Origin of the sequence: Cohnella hongkongensis (assembly GCF_042654645.1) — a bacterium.
GTDB classification, from domain to species: domain Bacteria; phylum Bacillota; class Bacilli; order Paenibacillales; family Paenibacillaceae; genus Cohnella; species Cohnella hongkongensis.
In genome coordinates this window covers 158,740-174,981 of record NZ_JBHSEP010000001.1, presented here as the reverse complement: position 1 = coordinate 174,981, position 16,242 = coordinate 158,740, and the positions used below count along the sequence as shown (strand labels likewise).

Sequence of the window (16,242 nt, the reverse complement as noted above, 5' to 3'; positions counted from 1 at the left end):
ACGGGTCTTTTTTTGATTGGCCGCCCGCTCAGCCGAATTGAATCCATATTAAAAGGAGAGACAAGGAATGACTCATCTGGACCCCCAGCTGCTGGAAAACCTCGAGTACAGAGGCTTGATCTACCAGTCGACGAACCGCGACGGCTTGCAGGAGAAGCTGAAGAAGGAGCCGATCGTGCTGTACTGCGGCTTCGATCCGACGGCAGACAGCCTCCACATCGGCCATCTGCTGCCGATTCTCATTTTGCGCCACTTTCAGAAGGCCGGCCACAGGCCGATCGCGCTGGTCGGCGGCGGCACCGGAATGATCGGCGATCCGAGCGGACGCTCGACGGAGCGTTCCCTCAACACGGCCGATACGGTCGCGCTCTGGACGGAACGATTAAAAAATCAACTGTCCCGCTTTCTCGAATTCGAGGGCGACAATCCGGCGAAGCTCGTCAGCAACTATGACTGGCTGGGGTCGCTCGATCTGATTACGTTCCTGCGCGACATCGGCAAGAACTTCACCGTCAACTACATGCTGGCGAAGGACTCGGTGGACTCGCGTCTGGCGAACGGCATTTCCTTCACCGAGTTCAGCTACATGATTTTGCAATCGTACGACTTCTACAAGCTGCTGACCGACCACGGCTGCTCTCTGCAGGTCGGCGGAAGCGATCAATGGGGCAACATTACGGCAGGGCTCGATCTGATCGGCAAAATGGGCGGGGGAGAGGCGTTCGGCATGACGCTGCCTCTCGTCACGAAGAGCGACGGGAAGAAGTTCGGCAAGTCCGAATCGGGCGCCGTCTGGCTTGACCGGAACAAAACGTCCGTGTACGCCTTCTATCAGTTCTGGATCAATACGGACGACAACGATGTCGTCAAGTTTCTGAAGTACTTTACCTTCCTGCCCCCCGAACGGATTGCCGAGCTCGAGCGGGAGCTGGCCGAGCGTCCGGAGAAGCGAGTTGCCCAGCGTGAGCTGGCCCGGGAAGTGACGCGGCTCGTTCACGGCGAAGAAGCTGTCGTCAGCGCGGAGAACATCACGCAGGCGCTGTTCTCCGGCGACGTAACCCAGCTGAGCGAGGCGGAGCTCGTCGAGGCGCTGCAGGATATGCCGACGACGGTCGTGCGCGATCGGCAGGAGTCGCCGCTGGTCGAGCTGCTGATCGAGACGAAAGCAGCGCCTTCGAAGCGCCAGGCGCGCGAGGACATCGAGAAGGGCGCCGTCTATCTGAACGGACGGAGGGAGCAGTCGCTCGAGTTCGTCCTGACGAAGGAGCATCTCCTGCACGGGAAGTACGCCGTTATCCGCAGAGGGAAGAAAAACTACTTCCTCGTCAAATTCGAGCTTTCTTGACCGAACCGAACGAAGCCGGGAGTCGATCCGCGAGATCGCTCCCGGCTTGATGCGTTATTCGTCCCTTTAAGTCGCAAGCGCAAAAATATTCCTTTACAGGAATATTCCCTTGGTGGTATATTCAGGGCAAGCAAAAAACTACCCAACTGCGAAGGAGAGGGGACGGCCGGAAAAAATCCCTTAACGAGGTGAATGACATGTCAGGATCTCTTCCGGACATGGACATGACGGTGCTGAGCGCGTTGTCCGAACCTAACCGCAAGCGAATCGTCGAGCTGCTGCGGGACGGACCCCTTACCGTGGGAGAGATCGCCGATCGGCTGGGGCTTCGTCAGCCTCAAGCCTCCAAGCATCTGAAGATTCTGGGCGAGAGCGGGATTGTGGACGTGCAGGCCGAGGCCAACCGCAGAATCTACAGGCTGCGGCCGGCGCCCTTCCTGGCGCTGGACGACTGGCTGCAATCGTTTCGTCGCGTAATGGAGGAAAGATTCGACAAGCTGGACGACTACTTGCGCGAATTGAGGAGCAAGGAAGATTCATCACATTTCTTTAATTATCAGGAGGATGACAATGACTAACAACGCGATGGTGTCCAGAGTGGAGAACGATCGGGTGCTCGTGCTGGAGCGCGTTTTCGACGCGCCGCGGGAGCTCGTATTCAACATGTTCAAGGAAGCGGAGCATCTCAAGGTATGGTGGGGACCGAGAGGCTGGGAGATTCCGGTCTGCAAGGTCGATTTCCGTCCAGGCGGCGTTTGGCACTACTGCATGAAGTGCGTCGATCGGAACCAGGGCGATTTTTACGGAATGGAGTCTTGGGGCAAGGCCGTCTATAAGGAAATTGTCGAACCGGAGAAGATTGTCTATACCGACTACTTCTCGGATGCCGAAGGCCGTGAGAACGACACGATGCCGGCGACCGAGGTGACGATGGAGTTTATCGATCTCGGCGGCAAGACGAAGCTGGTCTGCTTCAACGAATACGTGACCGCCGAGGCGCTCAAATCCGTCATCGATATGGGCATGCTGCAGGGCATCACCGAAACGTGGGACCGTCTGGAGGAGCGTCTGAACGAGCTCAAATAAAACAAGCGGGGGAAGGCCGCCTGGCTCGCAGAGCCGGCGGCCTTCCGGCATGAAGGAAGGTCCGATCGCCGCCGAGGACGGGCTTCGCCGAGCGTCACCCTGCGGCGCCGGCCTCCCGCCGAGCCCGCAGCGCTCCGGTGGCCCAGAGGCAGGTCAGGAACAGCAGCACGCCCGCCACGATGAACAGCCCCTCGATGCCGATCCAGCCGGATAAGGCTCCGCCGACGACCGGACCCATCATATTGCCGAGGGCGAGCGCGCTCGTATTGAAGCCGAAGGCCCGGCTCTCCTTGCCGTCCGGCGTATACTGGCGCACAAGCGCGTTGACGGTCGGAATCAGGCCGCCCATGAAGCAGCCCATCAGGAAGCGAAAGACGAGCAGCATGCCGACGGAATCCGCGAACGCTTGCGGAATCGTCATGGCGGCGGAGCCCGCCAGGCAGACGAGCAGGATGCGGATCGGACCGATCCTGTCGCTGAGCCGGCCCAGCAGGGGCGAGCAGATCATGTTGGAGATTCCGGTGACGGAGCCGACGAACCCGGCATAGAACGCCAGATTCTCCGCCGTGCCGTGCAGGTGCTGCACGTAGATCGGAATAAGCGGCATCGGGCTGAGCATGGCGAACTGAATCAGGAACGTAATCGTGAGCAGAACGGGCAGCTGCCGGATGGCCATCAGCTCGCGGAGCCCTCTCAGGACGCTGGCCTGCTTCTTCAGCGCCGCGGCGGCCCGGTCGAACTTCTCGTGAACGAGCATCCACGACAGAACGGAGGCGAGAAACAGCAAAGCGCCCGTGATGTAAAAAATCGGCCGAAAGCCGAAGTTGTCCGCCATTAACCCTCCCATAAAAGGGCCGAGTATCGCTCCCGCCGTGCTTCCGGACTGAAGCGTGCCCATCGCAAAGCCCATACGGTCCTTGGGGGTCGCCGTCGACACGAGGGACACCGCAGCGGGCACGTATCCCGAGATCGTTCCGTTAAGCATCCGCAGCAGAAGCAGATGCCAGGGCTCGGTCGCGAAGCCCATCAGCAGCATGACGATCGCCATTCCGAAGCCGGAGCGAAGAAGCATCATTTTCCGGCCGTATTTCTCCGCAAGCTTGCCCCATAACGGTTGGAACAGGAAAGACGTTACGAAGTTCGCCGCGAAAATCACGCCGGCCCATACGCCGATCTCGTGTTCCCCCGTCACCCCCAAATCCTGCTGCAAGTATAACGACAGAAAAGGCATAATCATCGTCATCCCGGCCATGACGAGGAAGTTGCCGATCATTAATAAGTACAGATTGACTTTCCAACGCTGCATTGCTGACACCTTCTCCAGATGCGGATCTGATCTCTAGCCAGTATAACATAGGCTCATGCGGGGGCAAAAAAACGCATTGTCAAACTATTGTCATACTCGCTTCGGGCTGGAAGCTTGTCCGCGCCAGCCAAAAGGGGCATAATGAAAGCAATGAAAAACCAAAACGGTACATAAAAGAGGCTGGAAGCTTATGTTGAAGAACGACTTGTTCTTGCGGGCGTGCAGAGGGGAAGCGGTGGAGCGAATTCCCGTGTGGTATATGCGCCAGGCGGGACGCTACGATCCGGATTACCGCAAAATCAAGGAAAAGTATTCGCTTCTGGAGATTTGCCGGCAGCCCGAGCTGGCCGCGGAAGTGACGCTGATGCCGATTCGCAAGCTGGGCGTCGATGCCGCGATTCTCTACTCGGACATCATGAATCCCGTCGCGTCGATCGGCATCGAATTCGATATCGTGAAGGATGTCGGCCCGGTGATCCATAACCCGGTGCGCGGCGCCGCCGACGTGGAGAGGCTGAAGCCGCTCGACGCGGAGGGCGATCTGCCGCACGTTCTGGAGACGATTCGAATACTGGACCGCGAGCTGGAGGTTCCGTTGATCACGTTCGCGGGTGCGCCGTTCACGCTGGCCAGCTATTTAATAGAAGGCAGACCGTCCAAATCGTATATCCGCACGAAATCGCTAATGTACGGAGATCCCCACACCTGGCACCGGCTGATGGGCAAGCTGGCGGATATGGCGGCGGCCTACTTGCGCGCGCATATTTCCTCCGGAGCGAAGGCGGTTCAGCTGTTCGACAGCTGGGTCGGCGCTCTCGCTCCGCACGATTTCAAGGCATTCGTGCTGCCGCATATCGAGCGGATTTTCTCGGAGCTGGCGGATTTGAACGTGCCGAAAATATATTTCCCGGGCGTCAGCTCCGGCGAGCTTCTCCCGCATTTGACCGGCTTGAAAGCCGACGTCATCGGACTCGATTGGCGGGTGCCGCTGGCGGAGGGGCGGCGCAGGCTCGGCGGGCGGTATGCGATCCAGGGCAATCTCGATCCCTACGTGCTTACCGCTCCGTCCGAGGTCATTCACGAGCAGGCGCGGAAGCTGCTGGACGAAGGCATGCGAGAGCCCGGCTACATTTTCAACCTGGGACACGGACTGTTTCCGGAAGCGTCTCTGGAGAAGCTCAAAGAGCTGACGGATTATATTCATAGCTACAGCGAACGGAAGCTGGCAGAGGAGGCAAAGGCATGAGCGGGGCTAACCCACCGATCGGGGTGCTTGTCATGTCCTACGGGACGCCCGAAAGCATGGAAGGCATAGAAGCTTACTATACGCACATTCGCAGAGGTCATCCTCCGACGCCGGAGCAATTGGAGGATTTGACGTCCCGCTACCGGGCTATTGTAGGCGGAGTCTTCCCGCTTCGCGAAAATACGAACCGGCAGGCGGAGGCGCTTCAGCGCATGCTGGACGAACGGGCGGGCGAGGGCGTCTACGCCTGCTACCAGGGCTTGAAGCATGCGGCTCCGTTCATCGAGGACGGCGTTGCGGCGATGGCGGCGGACGGCATTCGGGAGGCGGTCGGCATCGTGCTGACGCCGCAGTATTCTTCGATGAGCGTCGGCGGCTACTTGAAGCGGGCGGAGGAGGAAGCGGCGAAGCGCGGCATCCGGTTCCGCGGCGTCCAGGAGTACCATCTGCACCCGCAGCTGATCGAAGCTCTGAGCGAACGCGTGACCGAAGGGCTGAAGAGGCTCGGAGGCGGCCGCGAAGAAGCGCTCGTGTTGTTCAGCGCGCACAGTCTGCCGGAGAAAATTCTCGAGCTGAACGACCCGTACGCCGACCAACTGCTGGCAACTTCCGCAGCCGTCGCCGCCAAGGCGGGCGTGGACCGGTGGCAGTTCACCTGGCAGAGCGCGGGGCAGACCGGGCAGCCCTGGCTGGGGCCGGACATTCTGGAGACGCTGGAGAAGCTGGCAGCCGAGGGCGTTCGGTCGGTGCTCGTAGCGCCGGTCGGCTTCGTGTCGGATCATCTCGAGGTTCTGTACGATCTCGACATCGAGGCGAAGAAGTTTGCGGAGGAGAAAGGGATGCGGCTGGAGCGAATCCGCATGCTGAACGACGATCCGCAATATATGGCCGCTCTGGCCGATTCGGTCATCGGGGCGGCGAGCGGGGGAGACGGCCATGACGAATAAAAGTCGCCGGGTGGCGGTGCTGGGCGGCGGGATTACCGGTCTCAGCGCCGCCTTTTACTTGCTCCGGCAGGCGAAGGAGCGGGGGGAAGCGATCGAAGTCGCCGTCCTGGAAGGGGCGGACCGGCTTGGAGGGAGGATCCATACGCTGCGGAGGGACGGGTTCGTCATCGAACGCGGGCCGGACTCGTTCCTCGGACGCAAGCTTCCGATGATCCGGTTGGCGGAAGAGCTCGGATTGGCGTCGGAGCTGACGGGCACGAATCCGCAGGCGAAGAGCACGTATATAGCCTTGGACGGCAGGCTCGTGCCGATGCCGCAGGGGCTTACGCTCGGCATTCCTGCCGATCGCGACAAGTTCATGCGGACGGAGCTCCTGTCGGAGGCAGGCAAGCGGAGGGCGCTGGAGGAGGAGGAGCTGCCGGATGATGGGCCGGCGGGAGACGAGTCGGTCGGGGCTTTCCTCGAGCGCCGCATGGGCAAGGAGATGGTCGGACGCCTATTCGAGCCGCTGCTGGCGGGCATTCACGCCGGCGATCTGTACAAGCTCGGGCTGGAGGCGACTTTCCCCCAATTCAAGCGAATGGTCGAGGAGCACGGCAGCCTCATAGCGGGCACGCGGGCGGCCCAGCGGGCCGCCGCCGCGAAGGCGGAGCGGGAGCCGGCCGGAGCCGGAACCGCGTCGGCGCTTCCCGCCAGCGTATTCCTGACGTTCAGGAACGGCTTGTCGACGATCGTCGAAGCGTTGGAGAGCCGTATCCGAGCGGAGGGAGGGGAGATTCGCCTCGGCGCCAAAGTGCTGGCGATCGAGCCGATCGGCGCGGAAGCGGAGCGATCGGCTTACCGGCTTCGGCTGTCCGACGGAACGGTACGGGAAGCCGATCAGGCGCTCGTCGCGCTGCCTGCGTACGCCGCGTCGGAGCTGCTGGAGCCGCACACGGACGTCGCGGCCTTGCGCGCTATCCGCTACGTCTCGGTGGCCAACGTCGTGTTCGGGTACGACGCCGACGGATTCGACCGGGAGCTGGACGGTTCCGGCTTCCTTGTGCCGCGAGGGGAGAAGCGGCTCATTACGGCGAGCACTTGGACTTCGGCCAAGTGGCTGCATACGGCGCCGGAGGGCAAACGCCTCATCCGCTGCTACGTCGGACGGGCGGGCGACGAGCAGGGCGTCGAGCTGGACGACGAGGCGATGACCGCGGCGGTGCGCCGCGACCTGCGCGACCTGATGGGGCTGGAGGCGGCGCCCGAATTCGCCGAGATTACGCGGCTGCGCCATTCGATGCCGCAATATCCGGTCGGCCATGTCGGCGCGATCGCCGATTTCCGCGCCAAGCTCGGGCAGCGGCTGCCGGGCGTCGTCGCCACCGGCGCCGCGTTCGAGGCCGTCGGCCTGCCGGACTGCGTCGCTCAGGGGAAGCAGGCCGCAGAGGCGCTGCTGGACCTTTCGCGGGGGCCGTCATAAGACGGCCTCTTCTTCATCATCGGAGGGCAATCCGCAGAGACGGACGATAGCGAGACTCGGGTACGGGGGGAATGGCCGCCCAGGGGGTTGTTGCGGCGTCGATGCAGGGCTACAATGGGAAAATACAGACGCCTGAAGTCGTCTGAGACGGGGAGGAAATGCGGTGCGGCAGGGAGAGCTGACGACGGTCATTCTGGCGGGGGGAGAAGGCAGGCGCATGGGCGGACGCAACAAAGCGCTGCTGACGCTCGGACGGGAGACGATAATCGAACGTCAGCTGCGCGAGGCGGCGAAGCTGTCGACGGACGTCGTCGTCGTCGCCAACGATGCGCGCTTCTCCGAGCAGCTGGCGGCGGCGTATCCGGGCGTGCGGATCGTCTCCGACGCGTACGCCGGAGAAGGTCCGCTGGCCGGCGTGCATGCCGGCTTCCGCGAAGCGCGGTCTCCGCATGTCTGGCTGCTCGGCTGCGATCAGCCTTATCCGAGCGCCTCGGCCGCCGAATACTTGCTTCGCTTGCTGTCGGTCGAACAGGCGCAGGCGGCGGTTCCGCTTATCGGGGGAAATCTTCAGCCGTTTCACGCCGTCTACCGTCAGGAGACGGGGGCGATCGCCGAGGAGCGGCTGCTTGCCGGATCGAGACGGCTGTTGCATTGGCTGGAACGACTCGAGCGGCGGGAAGTCGGCGCCGACGAGCTGCTGGCGGCCGGACATTCGACCGACTTGGCCGAGGACATCGATACGCCCGAGCAATACGAGGATGCGATCGCCCGCTGGGCGGCGCGTCCCCTACACCCGCAGCAAAGGAGTTAGCGCCAATATGCAGCATACAGACAGTCCGGAGCGGTTCCGCCGGCAGGCGAAGCAGCCCGAGGAAGCGCAGAGAGCGGTGCTGGACCATGCTCGCTTTCTCGGTGCGGAGAACGTTTCGTTGTACGAGGCTTGGGGCCGGCATCTGGCCGAAGAGTTGATCGCTCCGCATCCTTTTCCCGCCTTCCGCCGCTCGGGCATGGACGGCTATGCGGTGCGCAGCGCCGATCTGAAGCAGGCGCGGCCCGAGAGCCCGGCGGAGCTGGAGGTGCTGGAAAGCTTGCCGGGAGGCGCGGAGCCCAAGCATCCGATCGGCCCGGGTCAGGCGTCGCGAATTATGACAGGGGGAATGGTGCCCGAAGGGGCGGACGCCGTCGTTATGCTGGAGATGACCTCGGCCGGGGAGAGGGACGGGATGCCGATCGTACGGATCGGCAAGTCGGTGCCGTCCGGCGTCAACCTCTCCGAGATCGGCAGCGAAATCCGGTTGGGCGATCGTCTGCTGCCCGTCGGCCAGCCGATCGGCCCCGGGGAGAGCGCCCTGCTCGCCTCTTGCGGGTATACGCGCGTGGCGGCGGCAAGACGCCCGCGCGTGGCGATTCTGTCCACGGGCAGCGAGCTGCTGGAAGTGGACGAGCCGCTCGCGCCGGCCAAAATCCGCAACAGCAACGCGCCGATGCTGGCGGCGCTTGTTCGGGAATTCGGCGGCGAGCCGCTGATGCTCGGCAAGGTGCCCGACCGCGCGGAGGAGGCGGAAGAGCGGGTGAGGCAGGCGTTGTCCGGCTGCGATCTGCTGCTGACTTCCGGCGGAGTGTCGGTCGGGGATTACGATGTCATGGCCGACATTGTCGCACGGCCGGACGCGAAGCTGCTGTTCAACAAAGTCGCCATGCGGCCGGGAAGTCCGACTTCCGCGGCGCTGTTCGGAGAGAAGCTGATTCTTGCCCTGTCCGGCAATCCGGGCGCCTGCTTCGTCGGCTTCCATCTGTTCGCCGTTCCGGCGCTGCGCCGGATGCTCGGAGTGGAGCGGCCGCTGCACCCGGCTTATTCGGCCTTCCTGGGAGAGGATTTCCCGAAGGTGAACGCCTATCGCCGATACGTCAGAGCCGCCACCGAGATCAGAGACGGTCAGGTCTGGGTAACGCCGACCGGAGACGACAAGTCCAGTCTGATGACGACGATCGTCGGCTCGGATTGCCTGATTGAAATTCCTCCGACCAAGGAGGGATTGAAGCGGGGGCAGCCGGTGAAGGCGTGGAAAATCAGGCCGTAGCGCGAGGAGGGGCGCCGAAGTGCGCATTATTCAGATCGTAGGCTACAAAAATTCGGGCAAAACGACGCTGGCTTGCGAGCTGGTCCGCAGACTTGCGGCCGAAGGCCGCAAAGTCGGGACGCTGAAGCGCGACGCTCACCAGTTCGAGCCGGAGCCGCCGGGAACGGATACGTGGAAACACAGGCAGGCCGGCGCGGCGGTAACGGCGATCGCTTCTTCGTCCCGCACGGCATGGGTGCTGGAGAGGGGGACGCCCGTCGAGGAGCTGGTCTCCCGGATGGGAGCGCACGGGCTCGACGATCTGATCGTCGAAGGCTTCAAAACCGCGGCCTATCCGAAGGTCGCGCTTATCCGCGACGACAAGGACGCCGATCTGCTCCGCCTGGCCAACGTGATCGCGGTCGGGTCGAGAACGAAGCTGCCTCGGATCGAGAGGGAGGCGGCCGGTCTGGGGCTCCCCGTTTTTGTCCTGCCGAACGCCGAGGCTTTCGATCCTTTGATTGCCTTTCTGCGACAGCGATAATTCGGAGCGCTCCCGTCTTTGTCTTCTTTCAGGGAATCTGAAAAATAACGCTTGACCCGATAAGGAGCTTCATGGTAGTATATTAAACGTTGACGCCAAACAACAACTCTTCATTTGCGGTCGTGGCGGAATTGGCAGACGCGCACGGTTCAGGTCCGTGTGGGCTAATACCCCGTGGAGGTTCGAGTCCTCTCGACCGCACCACTTCATCCATGACAGGCTTCCGATCTGTTTCCAACAGATTGGAAGCCTTTTTGCATATTGATTCACACTATCTAAGCACCAGCTCATCTATGACAATATAAAAGAGGAGGAGAAGGAGGGGAGGACGGTCAATGACGTCAGGCTAAGCGGTTCAAAACTGAAATCAGCTGAAGGAACCTGTCGTCCGAAACGATCGGGGACGGGACAATGTCGTCCGGTTAAGCCGTTGTCGTATGCGATCGGTGGCGTGCTTCCTGCCGGTGACGTCTAACGGTTGCAGTGGCGCTTAATCGATCGTTTTTCCGAAAAAGGAAAAGCTAACGGTTGCCGTCGCGCTTATTTTGGGGTTATCGAGCGAAAAGGTACGTCTTCAGCTGAAATAGCCGCTGCTGCAACCGTTACAATCTCCACATCGCGAAAACGGCACGATTAGCGGCGCTGGCAACCGTTACGTTAGTGGGTGGCGTGGGTTGGCACAATTTGGCGTGGGCTAGCGTAGGTTGGTGGACTGACGTAGGATGGCGGGCTAGCGGGGGTTGGTGGGTTGGCGCAAGTTGGGCTGGGCTAGCGTAGGTTGGTGGGCTGATTTAGGATGGTGGAATGGGCCAGCCGACTCTGATGCTTTGACTTGGCGATCATGGCAGGCGCGGGGCGAACCAGGTAACGGCAGAACCAACATTTTCGCGCGAATTCGCTACAATCGTTATACGATTTCAAACAATAATGCCATCTGAGCGGATGCGGACCTGCCGACGGCATGATTTTTCTTCTATTTGGACGAAAATTCACAACGATTGTCCAACAATACCTTTCGTTTCTCAATATCCGCCCGGGATCCCCCCCATTTATACTGATATTGGAAAACGCTTTCAAAATAATTTGAGGCGTTGAATGAATCTCAGGAGGGGGATTGCATTACATGAAAAAGTGGTTGTCGATCGTACTGGCTGCTGTCCTGGCGCTTCAGACGACGCAGCTGACCGTCCATGCGGCAAGTTCGGAGCAGACGGAGACGGAGCGCGTCCAAATAGGGGTGCCCGCCAACAGCGAGAAAATGATGCGCGACGAGGCGCCGACAAACGGGGAGCTATCGAACTCGCTCGTCATGGAGGCGGCCCGCAACGAATACGAGAGCGGCCAGATCATCGTCCGGGCGACGGAGGAGGATCTGGCTGCGGTCGGCGTTAGCGTTACCGATCTGGTCGGCGAGTCCGGGCAGCGGATCGCTGCCGATCGGATCAAAGTATATAAGCAGCACTACATCGAGGTGACCAAGCAGACGACGCAGGCGAATCCCAAAGGCTGGTATCCGGACGCGCTGCTGCCGCTCGGCTCGTCCGACCGATTTGAGGTGAAGGCCGGCCGCAATCAGGGCATCTGGCTCACTGTTCATGTGCCGAAAGACCAGCCGCCGGGCGTGTATTACGGTCAGGTAACCGTGCAAGTGCAGGACGCCGAGCTGCTGGAGGTGCCGATTCATTTTACTGTATGGGATTTTCAGCTCGAAGATGGCTCCAGCACGTCTACGGCATTCGCTCTGTGGGGAGATCAACTGGCCAAGGCGCATCATGTGGAGATGAATACGCAGGAATATTGGGAGCTTCTCGAAAATTATTACTGGTTCCAGACCGAATATCGGCTGCCGCCAGACGATCTGCCGATTCCAACCGACGATATTGACGCATACATCGATGCGGCGGGCCGGTTTCTGGACAATTCGAAGGTAACGAGCTTCCGCATTCCTTATTACTGCAGCGGAAATTGCGATGAGACCAGGAGTCTTGATCTGGACAAGATGCAGAGTATAGTAGACAAGCTGCGGGCCAGAGGCTGGCTCTCCAAAGGCTACTTCTATCTGAACTTTCTGGATGAGCCGTCCCCGGACCGCTACCCGCTTGTAAAAGACGTGTCGGTGCAGCTCAAGGAGATCGCGCCCGATGTCAGACACGTCGTCACGAAGGAGGTTGTGTCCGACTTGACCGGATATGTGAATACGTGGGCGGTTCCGCTCCAACTGTACGATCCGGTCAAAGCCGGGCAGCGAGAGGCTGCGGGCGATCAGATGTGGTGGTACACCGCGCTCGCTCCCCAGCATCCGTATCCCTCCTATCATATTGACGACGATCTGTTGGGCGCGCGTCTGCTCTCCTGGATGCAGATGCAGCATCATATAGAGGGCAATCTGTACTGGTCAACGACGATTTTTCAAAAGTACAACGGCGCTCGTTACGTCGATCGGGACGTGTGGAGCGATCCGATGGCGTTTGCGGGCGGTGCGAATGGCGACGGCTTCTTGATGTATCCCGGTTATGACTACGGCATTCATGGTCCCGTGCCGACGATTCGTCTTGAAGCGATTCGCGAAGGCATGGAGGATTACGAATATCTGCGATTGCTGCAGCAACGGTTGAGCGCTGCGGCCGGGCAGCTCGGACTGGCGGATTTTGACGTCGATGCGGCGCTCCAGCCCTATTACGATCGCTTGTTCGAGAGGATCAACAAGTATGACGAAGATCCGCAGCAATTGCTCCAGGTCCGGCGGGAGATCGCCAACCGAATCGTCGAGCTCGTACGCGATCCCCTGTATGTGTGGAACGTGGAACGGGTGTCGGATTTACAGCAGCGGATTACGATTTATGCGAAAAAGGGAGCGTCCGCGCAGCTTGCCGGCCAGACGCTTCAAGCAGAGGCGCAAGGGGCGAGCTATGAAGTCTTCTCCGAACTGGTCGAGCTGAACCCCGGCTTGAACAGCCTGCCTCTCAACGTGACGCATGAGGGCGAGGCGCAGCAGCAGACGCTGGTGCTGGTCGGCAAGGGAGCGGGGCTGCCCGAGTTCACGATCGGTTTGAACGACGCCGAGACTGCGGACGATCTCTCCCGTTTTATGAAAAATGGGGTGTCCATGAGCCTGTCGACGGATTGGTCTACCCAGGGCGATAGCTCCTTCAAGGTAGACTACACGGGAGGCGGGGATTATCCGGGCTTTCAACTGTTTTATGAAGGAACCGGTTTTCGTTCGGGCGACTGGTCGAAGTATTCGGGGATCGGGTTCGACGTCTATAATCCGTCGGATGCGGAGGCGACGATTTACGTCAAATTTTTCGACCAGAACTGGACGAATTACGACGGCAATTCGATCACGATCGCCGCTAAGGAATCGAAACGGGTATTTATCCCTGCGGAATCGTTCGGAGGGGTCGACCGTTCGAGGATGATCGGCTTTGAAATTTGGACCTTCGGACGCGCCCAGTCGTATACGCTGTACTACGATCGTTTTCATTTTATCGCTCACGAGGCGCTTCCCTCGCAGGATTTGAGCGAGGCGGCCCCCGAGTATACGATTGCCCTGAACAATGCGGAGACAGAGGACGATCTGGCCCGTTGGCAAAAGACGGAGGTCAGCTTAAGTCTGTCCTCGGATTATGTGACGCAAGGACGGCAAGCGATGAAGGTCGATTATACGCCAAGCGCGGACCCTCAAAATCATTGGCCGGGCATTTCGCTATTCTATGAAGGAACCGGCTTCCGGTCGGCCGATTGGTCGAAGTACAGCGCTCTGGGCTTCGATGTATATAATCCCCAGGATGAAGAAGCGAGGATCTATGTCAAGACCTTCGATCAGGATTGGAAGCATAACGACCAGAACCCGGTGACGATCGGTCCGAAGGAATGGAAGCATGTGCGCATTCCGATCTCGACGCTGGCGGATATTGACGTTACCCGTATGATCGGATTCGAGATTTGGAAGTTTGGTGAGGCTCATCCGTATACGCTGTATTTCGATCATTTCCACTTTATCGCGGGCGAGCCATTGCCGTCGCAGTACCCGGGCGAGCTGCCGGATGAAGGGCTGTTTGCCTACAGGATAGACGAGGACGAGCTGATCGTTGACGGCGAGCTTGACGAGGCGGCATGGGATTTGCGCCATGAGATCTTCTATCCGATCTACGGCGAGACCGACAATACGGGGCGGTTCGGCGTATTGTGGAACGACCGCTATCTGTACGCCGCCTTCGAGGTGAACGATCAAGATCCGAGGAGCTTCTCTCATCCGACGCAGCCGTGGGAGGATGACGGAGTAGAGCTGTTCATCGACGGCGACTTGACGAAAGGTCCGCGCGGCAAGCATGCCCCTCAGCTTACGATCCGATATGCGGACGATCAGGTGTTCTTGAACGGCGCGCCGAGCGAGTCGGCGAGTGCGGTGATTCAGCGTTCCCAGCCCGCGACGGACGGGTATACGGTCGAACTGGCAGTCCCTTGGACGCTGATCGCTATTCAGCCGCAGGAGGGCCGATCGATCGGCATTACGGCGCACATCAATGACGAGGACATGGCGAACGGGATTCGCTCCTATGGGGTAGTCGCGCACACGCTGTCCGGCTTGAACGATGTCACGACAAGCGCGGAATGGAGCGAGGTGTCTCTGTCCGGCGAGCCGGCGCCGGGCTCGCCGGATTTGCTGGCGGCGGACAAGGCGGCTCTGGAGATCGGGTTCGCGGATCCGGATACGGCGGATGCCGTGACGCAAAATCTATCGTTGCCGCTGACGGGCAGGCACGGCACATCCATTAGCTGGACGTCCAGCGATGCGGCCGTTGGGCCGGACGGCACCGTCACGCGTCCCGCCTATAGGAACGGCGACGCGGTGGTGATTCTAACCGCGACGCTGGTCAGAGGAAGCCGTTCGGACACCAAAACCTTCCCCGTGAAGGTGCTCAAGCTGGCTCGGTCGGAGGAGCCAAGCCCAAGTCCGAACCCAGGTTCGAGCCCGGACACAGGTTCAATCCAGGCCCCGGGCGGCTCGGCGCCAACGCCGACGCCTGTGAACGGTACGGCAGCGCTTGAGCCGATATTAAAAGCGAACGGCAGCGCGCAAGCTTCCGTCTCGTCCTCCATGCTGGATGCGCTTGCCCGAAGCGCTGCGACGGATGCCGCAGGCGCCAAGACGATCAAGCTGATCGTAAAGCCGATCGCCGGCGCGCAAGCCTACGAGGTGCTGCTGCCGGCAGATGTGTTCGCGGCCGGCAGCGATATCGGCAAGCTGATTATCGACACGCAGACGGCGACGCTTGCACTGCCGCGCGCCATGCTCGGCGACGAACATCTCCGCCAGGCGGCGACGCTCGGACTGTCGGTAGCGCCTGTTTCCATGAGCGAGCTTGCCGGGCAGCGGCGGAGAGATCCGTTCGGGAGCGGGCCGGCGATCGAACTGATCTTGACGGCAGACGGCCGGTCGATCGAATGGAACAATCCGGACGCCCCCGTCGCCATTGCGCTGAAGAATGCGATTACGGCAGCCGAGGCGAGTGACGCTTCCTTTAATCCCGACTTTATGACGATCTGGCGCATAGATGGGGACGGAGGTGCGGTGCAGGTGCCGAATGCCAAGTACGACCCGACAACAGGAGAGCTTGTGTTCTCCGCTGCGCAGTTTGGCATCTATGCGGCAGCCTATTATCATCGTACGTTCGACGATCTGGCCCAAATCGATTGGGCAAGAGCGGCGATCGAAGCTCTTGCGTCTAAAGGCGTGATGGAGGGGGCGACGGATCGGAGATTTAGACCGAGAGCGGACATTACGCGGGCGGAGTTTTTGGGCAGCCTCGTGCGGCTACTGGGATTGTCCGCCACAGCGCAGTCGAGCTTCGCCGATGTTGCCGCGACGGACGCCAACTACCGGGAGATCGCGATTGCCGAAGCGCTCGGCATCACCTCAGGCATCGGGAACGGCAGATTCGGTCCGAACCAGCCGATCTCCAGGCAAGAGATGATGGTGCTCGTCGTCAAGGCGCTGCGGCTCGCCGGCTTTAGCCTAGGTTCGGACGAAGACGCGAGTCTGACCGGCTTCGCCGACGAGGCGGCCGTGGCGGACTACGCCCGCGCTAGCGCAGCGACGCTGCTGGGCAGCGGACTAGTCCGCGGAGAGGGCGGAGGCAGGCTGAATCCGCAGGGAAGCTTGACGAGGGCGGCCGCCGCGACTGTGCTTTACAACATATTGAAGCGCGAATAGCGCAGGCATAGAGGATCTCCGTCTTCGCT

11 protein-coding genes and 1 tRNA gene are annotated in these 16,242 nt (G+C 60.7%); 11 read left to right on the top strand and 1 reads right to left on the bottom strand.

Going from position 1 to position 16,242, the window contains the following annotated elements:
- Positions 1-67: 67 nt before the first annotated feature.
- The 3 genes from tyrS (at position 68) to ACFO3S_RS00740 (ending at position 2,431) form a co-directional block, all read left to right on the top strand.
- The gene (gene tyrS / locus ACFO3S_RS00750) at positions 68-1,345 is read left to right on the top strand and encodes a tyrosine--tRNA ligase (RefSeq protein WP_378091204.1); all 1,278 of its coding nucleotides are present in this window, start codon (positions 68-70) and stop codon (positions 1,343-1,345) included.
- Positions 1,346-1,542: 197 nt separating this feature from the next.
- Complete coding sequence (locus ACFO3S_RS00745) at positions 1,543-1,923, top strand: ArsR/SmtB family transcription factor (RefSeq protein WP_378091202.1); 381 nt, start codon at positions 1,543-1,545, stop codon at positions 1,921-1,923.
- Positions 1,916-2,431, top strand: a complete 516-nt coding sequence (locus ACFO3S_RS00740; RefSeq protein WP_378091200.1) for an SRPBCC domain-containing protein — start codon at positions 1,916-1,918, stop codon at positions 2,429-2,431. Before ACFO3S_RS00745 ends, ACFO3S_RS00740 begins: the two co-directional genes overlap by 8 nt.
- 94 nt (positions 2,432-2,525) lie before the next feature.
- On the opposite strand, the gene ACFO3S_RS00735 is transcribed toward ACFO3S_RS00740, so the two are convergent.
- Entirely contained in the window at positions 2,526-3,737 is a 1,212-nt protein-coding gene (locus tag ACFO3S_RS00735) for an MFS transporter (RefSeq protein ID WP_378091198.1), read from the bottom strand.
- 190 nt (positions 3,738-3,927) lie between these two features.
- Between ACFO3S_RS00735 and hemE the strand changes: the two genes are divergently transcribed.
- The 8 genes from hemE to ACFO3S_RS00695 all read left to right on the top strand — a co-directional run bounded on the left by hemE (position 3,928) and on the right by ACFO3S_RS00695 (position 16,213).
- Positions 3,928-4,983 carry a uroporphyrinogen decarboxylase gene (gene hemE / locus ACFO3S_RS00730; RefSeq protein WP_378091196.1) on the top strand — a complete coding sequence of 352 codons (1,056 nt, stop codon included), beginning with the start codon at positions 3,928-3,930 and terminating at the stop codon, positions 4,981-4,983.
- Positions 4,980-5,930: a ferrochelatase gene (gene hemH / locus ACFO3S_RS00725; RefSeq protein ID WP_378091194.1), complete on the top strand. Its 951-nt coding sequence runs from the start codon at positions 4,980-4,982 to the stop codon at positions 5,928-5,930. Before hemE ends, hemH begins: the two co-directional genes overlap by 4 nt.
- Positions 5,920-7,392 (top strand): protoporphyrinogen oxidase, encoded by a 1,473-nt coding sequence (gene hemG / locus ACFO3S_RS00720; RefSeq protein WP_378091192.1) that lies wholly within the window; start codon positions 5,920-5,922, stop codon positions 7,390-7,392. The genes hemH and hemG overlap by 11 nt, the downstream gene beginning before the upstream one ends.
- A 163-nt stretch (positions 7,393-7,555) precedes the next feature.
- The gene (gene mobA / locus ACFO3S_RS00715) at positions 7,556-8,203 is read left to right on the top strand and encodes a molybdenum cofactor guanylyltransferase (RefSeq protein ID WP_378091190.1); all 648 of its coding nucleotides are present in this window, start codon (positions 7,556-7,558) and stop codon (positions 8,201-8,203) included.
- Between the two features lie 7 nt (positions 8,204-8,210).
- Complete coding sequence (locus tag ACFO3S_RS00710; protein WP_378091188.1) at positions 8,211-9,473, top strand: molybdopterin molybdotransferase MoeA; 1,263 nt, start codon at positions 8,211-8,213, stop codon at positions 9,471-9,473.
- A 19-nt stretch (positions 9,474-9,492) separates the two neighbouring features.
- The gene (mobB, locus tag ACFO3S_RS00705) at positions 9,493-9,996 is read left to right on the top strand and encodes a molybdopterin-guanine dinucleotide biosynthesis protein B (RefSeq protein ID WP_378091186.1); all 504 of its coding nucleotides are present in this window, start codon (positions 9,493-9,495) and stop codon (positions 9,994-9,996) included.
- Positions 9,997-10,112: 116 nt separating this feature from the next.
- Positions 10,113-10,200, top strand: a tRNA-Leu gene (locus tag ACFO3S_RS00700).
- Between the two features lie 919 nt (positions 10,201-11,119).
- Positions 11,120-16,213 (top strand): glycoside hydrolase domain-containing protein, encoded by a 5,094-nt coding sequence (locus tag ACFO3S_RS00695; RefSeq protein ID WP_378091184.1) that lies wholly within the window; start codon positions 11,120-11,122, stop codon positions 16,211-16,213.
- Positions 16,214-16,242: the final 29 nt, after the last annotated feature.

Excerpts from the sequence above, each read along its gene's own strand:
- hemG (WP_378091192.1), top strand. The coding sequence starts at position 5,920 with ATGACGAATAAAAGTCGCCGGGTGGCGGTGCTGGGCGGCGGGATTACC.
- ACFO3S_RS00745 (WP_378091202.1), top strand. The coding sequence starts at position 1,543 with ATGTCAGGATCTCTTCCGGACATGGACATGACGGTGCTGAGCGCGTTG.
- tyrS (WP_378091204.1), top strand. The coding sequence starts at position 68 with ATGACTCATCTGGACCCCCAGCTGCTGGAAAACCTCGAGTACAGAGGC.
- hemE (WP_378091196.1), top strand. The coding sequence starts at position 3,928 with ATGTTGAAGAACGACTTGTTCTTGCGGGCGTGCAGAGGGGAAGCGGTG.
- ACFO3S_RS00740 (WP_378091200.1), top strand. The coding sequence starts at position 1,916 with ATGACTAACAACGCGATGGTGTCCAGAGTGGAGAACGATCGGGTGCTC.
- ACFO3S_RS00735 (WP_378091198.1), bottom strand. The coding sequence starts at position 3,737 with ATGCAGCGTTGGAAAGTCAATCTGTACTTATTAATGATCGGCAACTTC.
- hemH (WP_378091194.1), top strand. The coding sequence starts at position 4,980 with ATGAGCGGGGCTAACCCACCGATCGGGGTGCTTGTCATGTCCTACGGG.
- ACFO3S_RS00695 (WP_378091184.1), top strand. The coding sequence starts at position 11,120 with ATGAAAAAGTGGTTGTCGATCGTACTGGCTGCTGTCCTGGCGCTTCAG.
- ACFO3S_RS00710 (WP_378091188.1), top strand. The coding sequence starts at position 8,211 with ATGCAGCATACAGACAGTCCGGAGCGGTTCCGCCGGCAGGCGAAGCAG.